The organism is Rhizobium mongolense USDA 1844, assembly GCF_000419765.1.
GTDB classification, from domain to species: Bacteria; Pseudomonadota; Alphaproteobacteria; order Rhizobiales; family Rhizobiaceae; genus Rhizobium; species Rhizobium mongolense.
This window is the reverse complement of sequence record NZ_ATTQ01000007.1, coordinates 169,686-185,916: the sequence shown is the minus strand read 5'-3', so window position 1 is coordinate 185,916 and position 16,231 is coordinate 169,686. Positions and strand designations below refer to the sequence as shown.

The window sequence follows — 16,231 nt, the reverse complement described above, 5'->3', positions numbered from 1 at the left end:
CATGCGGCTTCGTCATCCGTCTGCACATAAGCGTTTTGCTCGAACCTTACAATTCGAGCCGTGGCGCGCATTATCGCCGCACGAGCCGGGCGATGAATATCAGCAGGCAGGCACCGAGGAAGCCGGTGACGAAATAGCTGAGCCGTCCTGCGGCCACCTCGATGTGGAATTGCGCCAGGATGGCGGTCGCGACCACCGAACCGACGATGCCGAGCACGATGTTCAGCACAATGCCATATCGCGCTTCCATCAGCTTGCCGGCGAGCCAGCCCGCGAAACCGCCGATGATGATTGCCGCTATCCAGCCGACGCCTTCCATGATTGTCGTTTTCCCTAAGCTATCGCCCTTGCAATCAACACCACGAGAATGGCGCCCACTGTGGCGTGAATGATCTGCACGACCAACGCATTTTCAATGCCGAGCGATATGCCCAGCGCATTGAACAGAAACCCGCCCACGAACGCGCCGATGATGCCGCTGAGCAGGCAGCGTATCAATCCACCTCCGCCGACGACCAAGCTCGCTAGGAAGCCCGCAACGAGGCCAATCAGGAGGAAGACAAGCCATGCCTGCGTCTCCATAGACATGATGATTTCCTTTCTTTTTTCTACCTTCGGACAGAGGGTGGAAAGGGAAATTATCAAGCGTTCAACACCCGGCCGTAAGCGTCCAGAACGGCTTCCTTCATCGATTCGGAGACGGTCGGATGCGGGAAGATCGTGTGCATCAGTTCTTCCTCGGTCGTCTCGAGGTTCATCGCGACGACGAAGCCATGGATCAGCTCGGTTACCTCAGCGCCAACCATATGCGCTCCGAGGAGTTCGCCGGTCTTCTTGTCGAAGATCACCTTGCAGAGGCCCTGGTCCTCGCCGAGCGCAATCGCCTTGCCGTTTGCGGCGAAGGAGAAGCGGCCGACGCGGATGTCGCGGCCCAGTTCCTTGGCCCTTGCTTCCGTCAGGCCAACAGAGGCAACCTGCGGCTGGCAATAGGTGCAGCCTGGAACCTTGCCCTTGTCGGTCGGATGAACATTCGGCAAGCCGGCGAGCTTTTCGACGCAGACAACGCCTTCATGTTCGGCCTTGTGAGCCAGCATCGGCGGGCCGGCGACATCGCCGATCGCGTAGATGCCGGGAACGTTGGTCTTGCCATAGCCGTCAATTACCACGCAGCCGCGGTCCGTTTTTACGCCGAGTGTTTCGAGACCGAGATTCTCGATATTGCCCTGCACGCCGACGGCTGAGATCATACGGTCCGCGGTGATCTGCCGGATCTTGCCGTCAGCCGTCTCGACATGGGCCGTGATGCTGCCGGCGCCCTTCTCGACCTTCGCCACCTTGGCGCTCGTGAAGATCTTCATGCCGCGCTTTTCCAGCTGCTTGCGGGCGATGGCGGTCACTTCCGCATCCTCGACCGGCATGATCGTCGGCAGGACTTCGACGACCGTCACATCGACACCCATCGAGAGGTAGAAGCTCGCGAATTCGATGCCGATGGCGCCCGAGCCCATGACGATCAAGGACTTCGGCATGACATCCGGTTTCAGCGCCTCGAAATAGGTCCAGATCAGCTTGCCGTCCGGCTCGATGCCCGGCAGCGCGCGCGGACGGGCGCCGGTCGCAATAATGATATGCTTGGCGGTATAAGTACCTTCCTGGCTCTTGATGTTCTTCGGCAGCGGATGCTGCGGCTCAACAACCGGCTTGGAAGACTTGGAGACGACGATCTCGCCGGGCTTGGTGATCTTGGCCTCGCCCCAGATCACATCCACCTTATTTTTCTTCATCAGGAAGCCGACACCGCTATTGAGGCGTGCGGAGACGCCCCGCGAACGGGCAACAACGGCCTTCACATCGGCACTGACCTTGCCTTCGAGAACAAGGCCGTAATCCTTCAAATGATTGGAATGGTCGAGAATTTCGGCCGAGCGCAGCAACGCCTTGGTCGGGATGCAGCCCCAGTTCAGGCAGATGCCGCCCAGGTGCTCGCGTTCGACGATCGCGGTCTTCAGACCGAGCTGGCCGGCACGCACGGCGGCGACATAGCCGCCCGGACCGGAGCCGATGATGATGACGTCGTAATTCTCAGCCATGTTTTCCTGCCTTTTTTATCCGGCGAGGCGGGTCAAAAGCACCCACTCGTGTTTCCTGCTGTTTTCGAAAAGCGCCACGGCCTCAGCGCGGGCGGCTTGCGAAAACCCATTCTTCTCGTACAGCGCGAGCGCTGCCTCGTTATCACTTGCGGTGATCAGGCTGACAGCCCGCTCTCCCGCTTTCTCGATCTGGTCGCCCAGCAATCGCTTTCCGATGCCGATACCGCGCAGATGGCGGTAGACGGCCAGTGTGCCGATGAACCAGTTTCCGGCCGCCTGCTTTTGTAGTGCTATGACCGGCTCCAGCGCAGGACGATCCGCCGTGATCGCTCTAATCTCTTCGCCAAGCGCATAGCCCACCGCCGTTCCGGCGATCTCGCCATAAGCCTCGGCAATCACCGCGCACTGCCAATTTCCCGATGCGCCATCGCGGCTCAACTTCATCCGGCCCCGCTCCAGCGGCGTGTCGGCGCGGCTGCCCGCCACCTCTGCGAACCAAAGCCAGGAAGCAACGCCGTGCGAGCCGATGTCCACGAGGATGGCCAGCTCCGCCGCGTCCCGCCGTTCTGCCGGCCGCAGCGCGGCGAAAGAGGCCATGTTCAGAGCCCCAGCATCATCCGTACAGTTGATTCCAGCCCGCGCCCGAGAGCGCGGGTATTTTCCGCATCGAGATGGATGCCGTCGACCGGTGTCGTCTTCGCGACGGAGTTGCCGTCGAAGAAGCCGCAACCGAGTTCGTCGGCAAGGTCACGATAAAGCGTTGCGAGTTTTGCCGATTCCTCGATACCGCCCGGGAATGAAGCGGCAAAAGGCACATTCCCAGTCGCGCAGATCGCCGGCGGGGCTATGATTAGGATGTCCGGCCCATCGAATTCAAAGGGCCAGGCATGATTGCGGATCAGGCGCACCAGACGGCCGATGCCCTGGCAGGCGGCAAACGCCGATCCCGCCACGACCGACTTCATGTCGTTGGTTCCGAGCATGATGATGACGAGATCAAGCGGCGCATGCGTCTGCAGGATCGTCGGCAGGACGCGCGCACCGTTGCGGTCGCAATCGGCGAGATGGTCGTCGAAAGCGGTCGTCCGGCCGTTCATTCCTTCCGGAATAACATGCGCCGCACCGCCAAGCGCTGCCTGCAGCACGCTCGGCCAGCGGTCCTCATAGGCATGCCGCCTCAGCGAAACCGGATCGTAGCCCCAGGTCAGCGAGTCGCCATAGCAAAGAACGGTCTTCGTCATTTCCGTCTCCGCTCAATGATCAGACAAGCATGCTCATCGGGTTTTCGATATAGCCCTTGAAGGCCTGCAGCAACTCGGCGCCGAGCGCACCGTCGACGCAACGGTGGTCGGTCGAAAGCGTGATGCTCATCACGGTCGCGATCGCCATTTCGCCCTTCTTGACAATGACGCGCTGCTCGCCGGCGCCAACCGCAAGGATCGTCGCGTGTGGCGGATTGACGACGGCTGCGAAGTCCTTCACGCCCATCATGCCCATGTTCGAGACCGAGGTCGTGCCGCCTTGGTATTCCTCAGGTTTCAGCTTGCGGTCCTTGGCGCGCTTGCCGAGATCACGCATCTCGTTGGAGATGGCGGACAGCGTCTTTTCTTCAGCCTTGCGGACGATCGGGGTGATCAGCCCGCCTGGAATGGAGACGGCGACGCCGACATCGGCATGCTTGTGCTTGACCATGTTGTTTTCGGTCCAGGACACATTCGCGTCCGGAACGTCTCGCAGCGCGAGCGCCATCGCCTTGATGACCATGTCGTTGACAGAAAGCTTGTAGGCCGGGGCACCATCCTTGCGAGGGGCGGAATCGTTGAGCTGGGCACGAAGCGCCAGAAGCGCATCCAGTTCGCAATCGACGGTGACGTAGAAGTGCGGGATGGTCTGCTTGGATTCCACCAGACGGCGGGCAATCGTCTTGCGCATGCCGTCATGCGGCACCAGCTCGTAGGAGCCCGGCTCGAAGAGCTTGAGGACAGCCTCTTCCGGTGTCCCCTTGGCTACAGCCGGAGGGGCCGCGGCAACCTGCGGCGCCGCCGCAGCAGCAGCGGGAGCCGCTTTAGCACCACCACCGGCGACGGCGGCCTCGACATCGCTCTTAACCACACGGCCGCGTGGGCCGGAACCGGCAATTGCGGAAAGATCTATACCAGCTTCCTTGGCCAGACGCCGCGCGAGCGGCGAGGAGAAGGTGCGTGTGCCGCCCTCGCCCTTCGGGGCCGACTGCAGCGGCACCTCAGGCTGAGCGCTCACATTGGCATTTGCGGCAAGCAGCGCAGCGGCTGGCGCGGTGCCTTTCCCTGCCTCATCCCGAGGGGCGGAAGCGCTTTGGGCTTTCGCCTCGAAGGACGAGGCAGCAGCCGAACCCGCGCCACTTGCAGCGGCAGCAACCTCCTCGCCTTCGCCGGCAAGAACCGCGATCAGCGCATTGACCTTCACGCCTTCCGTACCGGCCGGAACGACGATCTTGGCAATCGTGCCCTCATCGACGGCTTCGACTTCCATTGTCGCCTTGTCTGTCTCGATCTCGGCGATCACGTCGCCGGACTTGACGGTGTCGCCTTCCTTGACGAGCCACTTGGCCAGATTGCCTTCTTCCATCGTCGGAGAAAGGGCTGGCATCGTGATGTTGATAGGCATCGAAATACCCTCCCCTTGTTATTTGTAGCAGACGGCCTTCACCGCATCGACGACTTCGCCGACATTCGGCAGAGCCAGCTTCTCGAGGTTGGCGGCATAGGGCATTGGAACGTCCTTGCCGGCAATCGTCAGGATCGGTGCATCGAGATAGTCGAAGGCCTGCTGCATGACGCGGGTGGCGATTTCCGTGCCGACGGACGACTGCGGATAGCCTTCCTCGACCGTGACCAAGCGACCCGTCTTCTTGACCGATTCGATGACGGTCGGCAGATCCATCGGACGGATGGTGCGAAGGTCGATCAGTTCGACGTCGATGCCCAGTTTTTCGAGTTCGGCGGCCGCCTTCGTGGCATAGGTCATGCCAATGCCCCATGAAACGACGGTCGCATCCTTACCTGGACGGTGGATACGGGCCTTGCCGATCGGCAGAACGAAGTTATCGAGTTTCGGCACGTCGAAGTGCTGGCCGTAGAGGATTTCGTTCTCGAGGAAGATGACCGGGTTTGGATCGCGGATGGCTGCCTTTAGCAGTCCCTTGGCGTCCGACGCCGTGTACGGCATGACAACCTTGAGGCCCGGAATGCTTGAGTACCACGCAGCGTAGTCCTGGCTGTGCTGGGCGGCAACGCGGGCAGCCGCGCCGTTCGGGCCGCGGAAGACCATCGGTGCGCCCATCTGGCCGCCGGACATGTAGAGCGTCTTGGCGGCGGAGTTGATGATCTGGTCTATCGCCTGCATGGCGAAGTTGAAAGTCATGAATTCGACGATCGGCCGTAGGCCGGCCATAGCAGCACCGACGCCGATGCCGGCAAAGCCGTGTTCGGTGATCGGGGTATCGACCACGCGGCGCGAGCCGAACTCCTGCAAGAGGCCCTGGGTTACCTTGTAGGCGCCCTGGTATTCGGCAACTTCCTCGCCCATGACGAAGACGCTTTCGTCGGCGCGCATTTCTTCGGCCATGGCGTCGCGAAGCGCTTCGCGAACGGTCATCGACACCATCTCGGTGCCTGTCGGGATTTCCGGATCGTTCGGAACGAACGCCTTAGGCTCGGCCGGAACGGGCGCCTGGGCGGCTGGTTTTTCCTCGGCCTGAGGAGCCGCAGCCGGAGCCGGAGCCGGCTGTGCGGCAGGCGCTGCCGTGGAAATGTCTGAAGCCGACTCGCCATCCTGCAGCAACACGGCGATCTTGGCGTTCACCTTGACATTTTCGGTGCCGGCCGGGACCAGCAGCTTGCCGATCACGCCTTCGTCGACGGCTTCGACTTCCATCGTCGCCTTGTCGGTTTCGATTTCGGCAATCACATCACCGGAAGTGACCTTGTCGCCTTCCTTCTTGAGCCATTTGGACAGCGTGCCTTCTTCCATCGTCGGAGAGAGGGCGGGCATGAGGATATCGATAGGCATAGGTTCCCTCCCCGATTAGAGCAGAATGTCGGTGTAGAGCTCGGATACATCCGGCTCTGGATCGGCCTGGGCGAAATCGGCGCTGTCGGCGACGATATCGCGCACGTCCTTGTCGATGGACTTCAGGTCGTCTTCCGACGCCCAGCCCTTCTCGATGAGGCGCAGGCGCACCTGCTCGATCGGATCGGATTCGGAGCGCATCTTCTGCACTTCGTCCTTCGAACGATACTTCGCCGGGTCGGACATCGAATGGCCGCGATAGCGATAGGTCAGCATTTCGAGGATCATCGGACCCTTGCCGGAACGGCAGTGCTCGATCGCTTCATCGGCAGCAGCCTTGACGGCGCGCACGTCCATGCCGTCCACCTGCATGCCCGGAATGCCGAAGGACGCGCCGCGCTTGGAGAAATCGGCCTGCGCGGTCGCGCGGGCGGTCGAGGTACCCATGGCGTAGCGGTTATTCTCTATCACGTAGATGACGGGCAGCTTCCAGAGCTGCGCCATGTTGAAGCTTTCGTAGACCTGGCCCTGGTTGGCCGCGCCGTCGCCGAAATAGGCGACGCTAACATTGTCATTGCCGCGATAGTTGTTGGCGAACGCGAGGCCGGTGCCGAGCGAAACCTGGGCGCCGACGATGCCGTGGCCGCCGTAGAAATGCTTCTCCTTGGAAAACATGTGCATGGACCCGCCCTTCCCCTTGGAATAGCCGCCCCTGCGTCCCGTAAGCTCAGCCATCACGCCGCGCGCGCTCATGCCGGTCGCCAGCATATGGCCGTGATCGCGGTAGCCGGTGATGACCTGGTCGCCTTCCTTGAGGGCGAACTGCATGCCGACAACAACGGCTTCCTGGCCGATATAAAGGTGACAGAACCCGCCGATGAAGCCCATGCCGTACAGCTGGCCTGCCTTTTCCTCGAAACGCCGGATGAGCAGCATTTCGCGATAGGCCTTAAGTTCGGTATCGCGGTCGAAATCGGCGATAGCCCCGCCATTCGATTGCTTGCTCTGAGGTTTTGCGCTGGTTTTGCGGCTGGAAACGGTCGCGGTCTTTCGCGGCGCCATTCAACCCTCCCTATGGGTTTGTCGTTTCTTGGGTGGGGCGTACCATAGGGAAGAAATTTGGCCACAGCAATGCCATAAATGCATGGCACGTATTCTGCTTTAAATAATTGATAAAGCTACGGAATTGCCAATTAACCTATTTCCGGTTAATTGGCATAGGAATTGAAAATCACAATTTCGTCGGCCCGCGACATGTTCAATTGATAGCGGGCTTTTTCGTCCAGCATGTCCTTGTCGAGCGAGCCATCGCTCAACAGCGCGACTTGCTGCTCCAGATGTTCGCGTTTCGCCTTCAACACCGCAAGCTCACGCTCACGCGCAATTCGGCGCTTCTCGAAGCCTTCCGTGGCCCGGAGACCATAGTCGCCGTGAATGCAGTGATAACCGAAATAGGAGAGAAAAGCGACCGTCATGGCCGGAATGACGAACCGGCCGATCTTTCTCTTCTTATGATGCTTTGTCCACATACGCACACATGCTCTCAAACGCACTACCTATTTAACGAGCTTACGCCTGAGAGATTAACCGTCCGTTGACTATGAATTTAGAGCAACAAAAAACCCGCGCCGGCAAAGCGCGGGTTTCAAGGAACTGATTTTTAAAGGCTATCAGCCACGGATGATCGAGCGGCCGGCGTAGCGAGCCTGCGGACCAAGGCCCTCTTCGATGCGGATCAGCTGGTTGTACTTCGCCAGACGGTCGGAACGCGACAGCGAGCCGGTCTTGATCTGACCGCAGTTGGTCGCGACGGCGAGATCGGCGATCGTGGAGTCTTCGGTCTCGCCCGAGCGGTGCGACATGACGGCGGTGTAGGCTGCCTTGTGCGCGGTGTTGACGGCGTCGAGCGTTTCCGTCAGCGATCCGATCTGGTTGACCTTCACGAGGATCGAGTTGGCGACGCCCATGCGGATGCCGTCGCGCAGGCGCTCCGAGTTGGTGACGAAAAGATCGTCGCCCACCAGCTGCACCGTCTGGCCTGCGAGGTCCGTCAGGGCCTTCCAGCCGTCCCAATCGTCTTCAGCCATGCCGTCCTCGATCGAGATGATCGGGTACTTTCCGGCGAGATCGGCGAGGTATTCAGCCATGGCGCCCGATTCAAGCGTGCGGCCCTCTCCTTCGAGAACATACTTGCCATCCTTGAAGAATTCCGTCGCAGCGCAATCGAGACCGAGGCAGATGTCATCGCCCGGCTTGTAGCCGGCTTTCTCGATCGACTTCATGATGAAGTCGAGCGCTTCGGGCGCGCTCTTCAGGCCCGGCGCGAAGCCGCCCTCGTCGCCGACATTGGTGTTGTGCCCCTGGGCCGAAAGCTCCTTCTTGAGGACGTGGAAGACTTCCGAGCCCATGCGAACCGCGTCGCGGATCGAATCGGCGCCGACCGGAATGATCATGAATTCCTGGAAGTCGATCGGGTTGTCGGCATGCGCGCCGCCGTTGATGATGTTCATCATCGGAACCGGCAGCAGATGCGCGCTCGCACCACCAACATAGCGATAGAGCGGCAGGCCGGCAGCCTGGGCGGCGGCCTTGGCGACGGCGAGCGATACGCCGAGAATGGCATTGGCGCCGAGGCGGGACTTGTTCGGCGTGCCGTCCAGTTCGATCATGATGTTGTCGATCTGGATCTGGTTCTCGGCATCGATGCCGCCGATCGCGTCGAAGATCTCCGTGTTGGCAGCCTCGACAGCCTTTTCAACACCCTTGCCGAGATAGCGCTTGCCGCCGTCGCGAACTTCGACGGCCTCATGCGCACCGGTCGAGGCGCCGGACGGCACAGCCGCTCGGCCCATACTGCCGTCTTCGAGATAGACATCGACTTCGACGGTCGGATTGCCACGGCTGTCGAGAATCTCGCGGGCGATAATGTCGGTAATTGCAGTCATGATCTCTTCCTGCTCGGTGGGTGATAAATCGTTCGAAGCCTGTTTAATCGAAGGCACGCAAATTACAATGCCACACCGACGACACACGGCATGGCATGGCCTATAACCCGAATATGTCAGGCTTTTGAAGAAGCCGCTTCGCCACCCCATCGCTTCCCTGTCCGCGAGCTTGCTCCGGCGTTTCGGAACCTCAGGTTTTGAAAACAACACCCGTCACTTTCGATCTGGTTGTAAATTTATCGGTCAGTAACCAATCAATATTACAATTAATACTCAGTGAGGAAATACTGCCCCGCTTTCCGGCAAGTAGTATTGCATGATGCGCTTCCTCGTGCGGTCCAAATCCGCCTGATTATACGGACCTTTCCAATTTCAGGTCCCTTTGGAAATTCCAGAATAATTTTCAAACGAACTGCATCTGTTCGCTATTCAATTCATGGGGCGCAGGATGAAACTCAATATTGCACGCAGCCTTGCTATCTTCGCGATGGTCGTCGCCGCGGGATTGATCGCTTCGATCGGCATACAGAATTATGCCTTCAATAAGCTGCGGGTGAACGGCGAGATGTACAAGCAAATCATCTACGGCAAGGATCTCGTCGCCGATATTCTGCCGCCGCCCCTCTACCTCGTTGAGTCTTACATGCTTGCGCTCGAAGCGGTGCAGCGCCCCGAAGTTGCCAAGAAGAACGTCGACCGCATCGAAAATGTCCTGAAGCCCGCCTACGAGGACCGCCGCAAATATTGGCTGGCGACCGCGCTCAGCTCGGACCTTAAGCAGAAGCTCCTGAACGATGTCCTTGTCAAAGGCGACGTGTTCTGGAAGGTGATGCAGGAGGAACTCGCACCGGCCATCGTCAAGAATGACTCCGCAGTCATTCCGGCGTCCTTCGAAAAGCTTGCGACGAATTTCCATATCCACGAAAACGCCGTCAACGAACTCGTCGATATGGCGAACACCTTCCTGGCGTCCGCTGAAAAGGACGCCGCCGAACAGACACGCATCCTTTCGGCTATCACGCTCGCGGCTGCCGCAGTCTCGCTTTGCCTGCTTCTTGGCGGCCTTTACGTCTTCCGCCGCCGCGCCATCGTGCCGCTCTCGGCGATGCGCGACTATATGGCGATCCTTGCCGGCGGCGACTATTCGAAGGATGTGCCCTTCAGCCGCCGGGCCGACGAGATCGGGGAGATGGCGCGCGCCGTCACCGTCTTCCGCGAATCCGCCGAAGAGCGGAACAATATCCGCGCGCGCCAGGATGCCGAACGTCAAGCCCAAGCACAGCGCGATGCGGCGCTTGCCGCTGCCAAGGCAGACGAGGAAGCCGTCCGCGAGGGCGTCATCGCCAGCCTGAGCCATGGTCTGGAACGGCTCTCCGGCGGCGATCTCACGGTCCAGCTTAGCGAGCCTTTCGACGCCGCCTACGAGAAGCTGCGCGAGCAGTTCAATTCGAGCGTCCGCACGCTTTCCGGAGCGATGAAGGAAATCTCGACCGTGACGAATGTAGTAAGGACCGGTTCAGGCGAAATCGCATCGAGCACGGACGATCTGGCCCGGCGAACCGAGCATCAAGCCGCCTCGCTGGAGCAGGCGGCTTCGGCGCTCGACCAGATCACGGTCACCGTCAAGAACTCGTCGGAACGGGCCAATGAAGCCAACGTGATGATGACGGCGACAAAGGAAAGCGCCAGCTATTCGGCAACCGTCGTGCACGAGGCGGTCGCTGCGATGAAGAAGATCGAGACATCATCTACGCAGATCGGCGAGATCATCAACGTCATCGACGAAATCGCCTTCCAGACCAACCTGCTTGCGCTCAATGCCGGCGTGGAAGCCGCCCGAGCGGGCGAGGCCGGAAAGGGATTTGCGGTCGTTGCACAGGAAGTGCGCGACCTAGCCGGCCGCTCCGCCAATCTGGCGAAGGAAATCAAGCAGTTGATCGAGACGTCTTCCAGCCAGGTTTCAGCCGGCGTTGCCTTGGTCAACCGCACCGGTGAAGCGCTCAGCAATATCGATCAGCAGGTTCTGAAGGTCACCGCGCTGATCGAGTCGATCGTGCGTTCCTCTGCCGAACAAACGACCGCTCTCCTGGAAGTCAACGCCGCCGTCAACACTATGGACAGCGTCACGCAGCAGAACGCGGCGATGGTTGAACAGACAAGTGCCGCCTGCCGCGAGCTCGGTGACGAGACGATACACCTCAACCACCTGCTGGCCCGTTTCCTTCTCGACGACGTATCGGCATCCGCCGCGTACTCAAGCCAAAGGATGGCGCTCGCCGGTTGACGGCGGGCACCTTCCGCCAGTTTCAGGCCGCCTTGGCGACGGCGTCGATGGCCAGCAGCTTTTCCAGAAGCCGCGGCATGTCGTTCAAATACACCATGTTGGGGCCGTCGCAGGGAGCATTGTCCGGATCCTGGTGGGTCTCGATGAAGACACCTGCAACACCGACCGCAACCGCCGCCCGCGCCAGCGTCTCGACGAACTGGCGCTCCCCGCCCGACGTCGTGCCCTGGCCGCCGGGCTGCTGTACGGAATGGGTCGCATCGAAGATGACCGGAGCCCCCATGGCCGCCATGATCGGCAGCGAGCGCATGTCCGAGACCAGCGTATTGTACCCGAAGGACGCGCCACGCTCACAAAGCAGAACATTCGGATTGCCACTCTGATTTAGCTTGGCGAGAACATTCTTCATGTCCCAGGGAGCGAGAAACTGGCCCTTTTTGACGTTGATGACACGGCCGGTCTTCGCGGCTGCCACAAGCAGGTCCGTCTGACGGGAGAGGAAGGCCGGAATCTGCAAAACGTCTACAACCTCGGCGACCAGCGCGCATTGCTCTTCCGAATGGATATCTGTCAGAACCGGAATGCCGAGTTCCTTCTTGAGGTCGGCGAAGACTTCCAAGCCCTTCTCTAGACCGATACCGCGTTTGCTCGACAGCGAAGAGCGGTTCGCCTTGTCGAAGGAGGTCTTGTAGACGAGCCCGATGCCGAGCTTGCCGCAAAGCTCCTTGAGCGTGCCCGCAACCATGAAGGCATGGTCGCGGCTCTCCATTTCGCATGCGCCGGCGATCAGCGACAGCTTGCCATTGTTGGAAAATACGACGCGTCCGGCACCTTCGCCGACTGCGACTTCGGAATTCGTATTGCTCATCGGGTCTCCTCGAAGGCGAAGATTGCACCTTGGCCGGGCGCGGGCTTCACCAGGATTCTGTTGTTCTTGCGTGTATAGGGCATCCCGTTATCAGCCAAAAGCGCTTCTGTCACGGCAAGATCGGTGGTGCGGAAGACGATAGCGCTGCCTCTCAGTCCCTTATCCACGGTTAACGGCACCGAATCGAAATAAGCCTCCATCCCTTCCGGCGATAGCAGACTGATCCTGGCATTCGCTGCGGCGATCGCCACGCCAAACGGTGTTCGCTCGATTTCCGTCGTAGACGCGGCCAACTGAAGGAACGAGCCGAAGGCTTCGGGCTCCGGCGCGCTCAGCGCGATCTCCGAGATACCGGTTGCACCGTTCGCATGCTTTTCCAGCGCGCTGCGACCGGCGGGAAAGGCGTTGATGCGCTGGCAGTCAAAGAGGAAGAAATCCGGCGCCCGAAGATCAGCGGCAAAGGCAAGCTTGAAAGTGCCTGTCGATTGCGACCCGTCCGGCATCTTGATCAGGCGCGAAAACTCCAGCATGGCGCCGCCGCTCTTTCTCGCACGCACGAAATGAGCATGATCGGCGTCCGCGTCCTCCGTGCTGAATGCTGCCGCAGAGAACCCGTCATTGCCGCACCGGAAACGAAAGGCCTGGTCGCGCGCCACAAAGACGTTTCCGTGCCGCACTGATTCTTCACATTCTTTCGCGCTCGCGACGCCAAGCGGCTCGAGATAGGTCTTGTCGGAGAAGAAAACGCAAGCATTCACCGTGCCGAAAGGATGACGGCCATCGGCGGCAACCGTGAACCCCAACCGTCCCAACCGCTCCCGCGCCAGATCGATGTTGGTGACCGGTAGAACAAGATGATCCAACGGATGCAGCATGGCGTCAGGTCTCCATCTCCTGTGCTGAAGATGTGTGCCGCTATGTGGTCAATGCAAGCTGAAAGCGCTGATCCGGCAAACAAAATTTTCCGAAAATGAACGCAGTTGAGACGAAGTTTTACGAAAATTTAGGTACTTGCGGAACACATATGGAACATATAGTGTCTGTTCTGGCTTTGTTTCACGAATCTGAGGTTAAACTTCGATGCTGACACGCAAACAACAGGAGCTTCTCCTCTTCATTCATGAGCGTATGAAGGAATCCGGCGTTCCGCCGTCCTTCGACGAAATGAAGGATGCGCTGGATCTCGCGTCCAAGTCCGGCATCCACCGGCTGATTACCGCTCTGGAAGAGCGCGGTTTCATTCGTCGCCTACCGAACCGCGCCCGCGCGCTTGAAGTGATCAAGCTGCCGGAGGCCTATAGCCCGAGCATCCAGCCCCGCCGTGGCTTCTCGCCGAGCGTCATCGAGGGCAGCCTCGGCAAGCCACAGCCTGCGGCCGCCGCGCCGAAGCCGGCGAACGAAGACAATCACAGCTCTGTTTCGGTTCCCGTCATGGGCCGCATTGCGGCAGGCGTGCCGATCTCGGCGATCCAGAACAACACCCACGACATCAACGTTCCGGCCGATATGCTCGGCTCCGGCGAACACTACGCGCTTGAGGTCAAGGGCGATTCGATGATCGATGCTGGCATTTTCGATGGCGACACGGTCATCATCCGCAACACCAGCACCGCCAATCCCGGCGACATTGTCGTAGCACTGGTCGATGACGAGGAAGCGACGCTAAAGCGGTTCCGCCGCAAGGGTGCGTCCATCGCCCTTGAAGCGGCAAACCCGGCCTATGAGACGCGCATCTTCGGACCGGATCGCGTAAAGGTTCAGGGTAAGCTCGTCGGCCTTATCCGCCGCTACCATTGACCGGCAGGCGTCGCCGGCAAAGGCGCCGCTGCGCCAATCATAGCCATGACTGCTCTAGGGGCGATTGCGTTTCTCGAAGGCGATTGTTCAAAGCGCGGTTCGACGGCGCCGGTTTTCCGCAGGGTTTCATCCGCAAATGCACGGCGCCGGACCGGCAGGCGCCGAACCTAAGCCTTACCCGCGTGATGACGATGTCCTAGGTATCGCAAGCCGGGCCAAGATAGGCGGCATTTTCGAGCACCGTCAGCACGGAACCGTTTTCGACTCTTGCCGGACACCAGGCTTTCTTGACGCACGAGAAATAGCCGGCCGTCGCACTGTTCCGCATCGCATTTCTTGCCTCTTCATGCTGCTCCGGTTTAAAATTTCGCTTTCCCTCCGTCTTTCGCGGGTCGCAGCGCCTCACGGCTGCTCGCCATGTGCAGGCGGAAAGCCTGGGAATGCCGCCACAATGACTGATCGATGGCTATGGGACTGAACGGTGGCTATTGGCGGGCGAGAGCTTTGCGTTTGCCGAAGGCTTCCGCACTGCTCGTCCGCGACATCTGCTGAAGCGGAAATGCGCCGCTCGGTCGTTTTCAACTCCGGCATGCACCCAGTCCGCCGATACCTATAAATACAACCAGAATGCAGCCCTGAGGGCGTTTCAGCAACAATAATCGATTGAAAAAAGACCAAAAAATTGGATTGCAAAAAGCCGAATTAAATCATTGGCTTCCGCTATGCGCCTCCGGCATCGCAGGAGTGTCTAAAAGTTGATACTGCGATGCACAAAATGGCGCCACGGTAACTTGGCATTGGCGCCGTGATCATATAGCTATCGGAGAGGACGCTTAACCCTATGGCGCTTTTATGGCGCCGCCGCCAGTTTGGAGGATCAGCATGACGGATCAAAGCGCAACAATCAAAATCGGCGACAAAACCGCCAATCTTTCCGTGAAAAGCGGAACGATCGGTCCGGATGTCATCGATATTGGTGCACTCTATAAAAACACCGGTTCCTTCACGTACGATCCTGGTTTCACCTCGACCGCTTCCTGTGAATCGAAGATCACCTATATCGACGGCGATGAAGGTATTCTGCTGCATCGCGGCTACCCGATCGAGCAGCTTGCCGAACATGGCGACTTCCTGGAAGTCTGCTATCTGCTGCTTTACGGTGAATTGCCGACGGCTGCCCAGAAGAAGGATTTCGACTACCGCGTCACGCATCACACTATGGTGCACGAGCAGATGTCTCGCTTCTTCACTGGCTTCCGCCGCGACGCCCATCCGATGGCCGTCATGTGCGGCTGTGTCGGCGCTCTGTCTGCCTTCTACCACGACTCGACAGACATCACCGATCCGCATCAGCGTATGGTCGCAAGCCTGCGCATGATCGCCAAGATGCCGACTATCGCGGCCATGGCCTACAAGTACTATATCGGCCAGCCTTTCGTTTATCCGAAGAACGATCTCGACTACGCCTCGAACTTCCTGCGCATGTGCTTCGCCGTACCGTGCGAAGAATATGTCGTGAACCCGGTCCTCTCGCGCGCCATGGACCGTATCTTCATCCTGCACGCCGATCACGAGCAGAACGCCTCGACCTCGACAGTTCGTCTCGCCGGCTCTTCGGGCGCCAACCCGTTCGCCTGCATCGCGGCCGGCATTGCCTGCCTCTGGGGCCCGGCTCATGGCGGTGCCAACGAGGCGGCGCTCAACATGCTTTCGGAAATCGGCTCGGTCGAGCGCATTCCGGAATATATCGCCCGCGCCAAGGACAAGAATGACCCGTTCCGCCTGATGGGCTTCGGTCACCGTGTCTACAAGAACTACGATCCGCGCGCCAAGATCATGCAGAAGACGACGCATGAGGTTCTCGCCGAACTCGGTCACAAGGACGATCCGCTTCTCGAAGTCGCGATGGAGCTGGAACGCATCGCGCTGACCGACGAATACTTCATCGAAAAGAAGCTCTACCCGAACATCGACTTTTATTCCGGCATCACGCTGAAGGCGCTGGGCTTCCCCACGACGATGTTCACGGTGCTCTTTGCGCTGGCCCGCACGGTCGGTTGGATCGCCCAGTGGAACGAGATGATCGAGGATCCACAGCAGCGCATCGGCCGTCCGCGCCAGCTCTATATCGGCGAACCGCTGCGCGACTACGTTCCGGTTTCGAAGCGCTAAGCCGCTTCCGCCCGAAAAGAAAACC

General features: G+C 59.7%; 16 protein-coding genes. 3 read left to right on the top strand and 13 right to left on the bottom strand.

The features are described from left to right. Nucleotides 1-70 precede the first annotated feature (70 nt). The 10 genes from A3C3_RS0115535 to eno form a co-directional block, all read right to left on the bottom strand. Nucleotides 71-319, bottom strand: a complete 249-nt coding sequence (locus tag A3C3_RS0115535) for a GlsB/YeaQ/YmgE family stress response membrane protein (RefSeq protein ID WP_022715511.1) — start codon at nucleotides 317-319, stop codon at nucleotides 71-73. Nucleotides 320-333: 14 nt separating this feature from the next. After that, nucleotides 334-588: a GlsB/YeaQ/YmgE family stress response membrane protein gene (locus A3C3_RS0115530; RefSeq protein WP_022715510.1), complete on the bottom strand. Its 255-nt coding sequence runs from the start codon at nucleotides 586-588 to the stop codon at nucleotides 334-336. Nucleotides 589-641: 53 nt separating this feature from the next. Further along, on the bottom strand, nucleotides 642-2,090 hold the full coding sequence (lpdA, locus tag A3C3_RS0115525) for a dihydrolipoyl dehydrogenase (protein WP_022715509.1): 1,449 nt from the start codon (nucleotides 2,088-2,090) through the stop codon (nucleotides 642-644). A gap of 15 nt (nucleotides 2,091-2,105) precedes the next feature. Beyond that, the gene (locus A3C3_RS0115520; RefSeq protein WP_022715508.1) at nucleotides 2,106-2,687 is read right to left on the bottom strand and encodes a GNAT family N-acetyltransferase; all 582 of its coding nucleotides are present in this window, start codon (nucleotides 2,685-2,687) and stop codon (nucleotides 2,106-2,108) included. Nucleotides 2,688-2,689: 2 nt separating this feature from the next. Next, complete coding sequence (locus A3C3_RS0115515; protein WP_022715507.1) at nucleotides 2,690-3,331, bottom strand: SGNH/GDSL hydrolase family protein; 642 nt, start codon at nucleotides 3,329-3,331, stop codon at nucleotides 2,690-2,692. Between the two features lie 19 nt (nucleotides 3,332-3,350). Continuing rightward, nucleotides 3,351-4,736 carry a pyruvate dehydrogenase complex dihydrolipoamide acetyltransferase gene (locus tag A3C3_RS0115510; RefSeq protein ID WP_022715506.1) on the bottom strand — a complete coding sequence of 462 codons (1,386 nt, stop codon included), beginning with the start codon at nucleotides 4,734-4,736 and terminating at the stop codon, nucleotides 3,351-3,353. A gap of 18 nt (nucleotides 4,737-4,754) precedes the next feature. Then, nucleotides 4,755-6,140: a pyruvate dehydrogenase complex E1 component subunit beta gene (locus tag A3C3_RS0115505; RefSeq protein ID WP_022715505.1), complete on the bottom strand. Its 1,386-nt coding sequence runs from the start codon at nucleotides 6,138-6,140 to the stop codon at nucleotides 4,755-4,757. A 15-nt stretch (nucleotides 6,141-6,155) separates the two neighbouring features. Continuing rightward, a complete protein-coding gene (pdhA, locus tag A3C3_RS0115500; RefSeq protein WP_022715504.1) occupies nucleotides 6,156-7,202 on the bottom strand; it encodes a pyruvate dehydrogenase (acetyl-transferring) E1 component subunit alpha in 1,047 nt (348 codons plus the stop codon). Between the two features lie 146 nt (nucleotides 7,203-7,348). Next, nucleotides 7,349-7,669: an FtsB family cell division protein gene (locus A3C3_RS0115495; RefSeq protein ID WP_022715503.1), complete on the bottom strand. Its 321-nt coding sequence runs from the start codon at nucleotides 7,667-7,669 to the stop codon at nucleotides 7,349-7,351. A gap of 141 nt (nucleotides 7,670-7,810) precedes the next feature. Beyond that, nucleotides 7,811-9,085, bottom strand: coding sequence for a phosphopyruvate hydratase (gene eno / locus A3C3_RS0115490; protein ID WP_022715502.1), 1,275 nt, complete (start codon nucleotides 9,083-9,085; stop codon nucleotides 7,811-7,813). A 448-nt stretch (nucleotides 9,086-9,533) separates the two neighbouring features. Between eno and A3C3_RS0115485 the strand changes: the two genes are divergently transcribed. Continuing rightward, nucleotides 9,534-11,369, top strand: a complete 1,836-nt coding sequence (locus tag A3C3_RS0115485; protein WP_022715501.1) for a methyl-accepting chemotaxis protein — start codon at nucleotides 9,534-9,536, stop codon at nucleotides 11,367-11,369. Nucleotides 11,370-11,391: 22 nt separating this feature from the next. Here A3C3_RS0115485 and kdsA read toward each other — a convergent pair whose 3' ends face one another. Beyond that, a complete protein-coding gene (gene kdsA, locus A3C3_RS0115480) occupies nucleotides 11,392-12,237 on the bottom strand; it encodes a 3-deoxy-8-phosphooctulonate synthase (protein ID WP_022715500.1) in 846 nt (281 codons plus the stop codon). Further along, nucleotides 12,234-13,112 carry a VOC family protein gene (locus A3C3_RS0115475; protein WP_022715499.1) on the bottom strand — a complete coding sequence of 293 codons (879 nt, stop codon included), beginning with the start codon at nucleotides 13,110-13,112 and terminating at the stop codon, nucleotides 12,234-12,236. The genes kdsA and A3C3_RS0115475 overlap by 4 nt, the downstream gene beginning before the upstream one ends. A 205-nt stretch (nucleotides 13,113-13,317) precedes the next feature. Here A3C3_RS0115475 and lexA point away from each other — a divergent pair, with 205 nt between their 5' ends. Beyond that, nucleotides 13,318-14,034 (top strand): transcriptional repressor LexA, encoded by a 717-nt coding sequence (lexA, locus tag A3C3_RS0115470; RefSeq protein ID WP_022715498.1) that lies wholly within the window; start codon nucleotides 13,318-13,320, stop codon nucleotides 14,032-14,034. Nucleotides 14,035-14,230: 196 nt separating this feature from the next. Here the strand turns inward: lexA and A3C3_RS47925 are convergent, their stop codons facing one another. After that, entirely contained in the window at nucleotides 14,231-14,362 is a 132-nt protein-coding gene (locus tag A3C3_RS47925; protein ID WP_022715496.1) for a hypothetical protein, read from the bottom strand. Between the two features lie 554 nt (nucleotides 14,363-14,916). Between A3C3_RS47925 and gltA the strand changes: the two genes are divergently transcribed. Continuing rightward, complete coding sequence (gene gltA, locus A3C3_RS0115455; protein WP_022715495.1) at nucleotides 14,917-16,206, top strand: citrate synthase; 1,290 nt, start codon at nucleotides 14,917-14,919, stop codon at nucleotides 16,204-16,206. Nucleotides 16,207-16,231 lie beyond the last annotated feature (25 nt).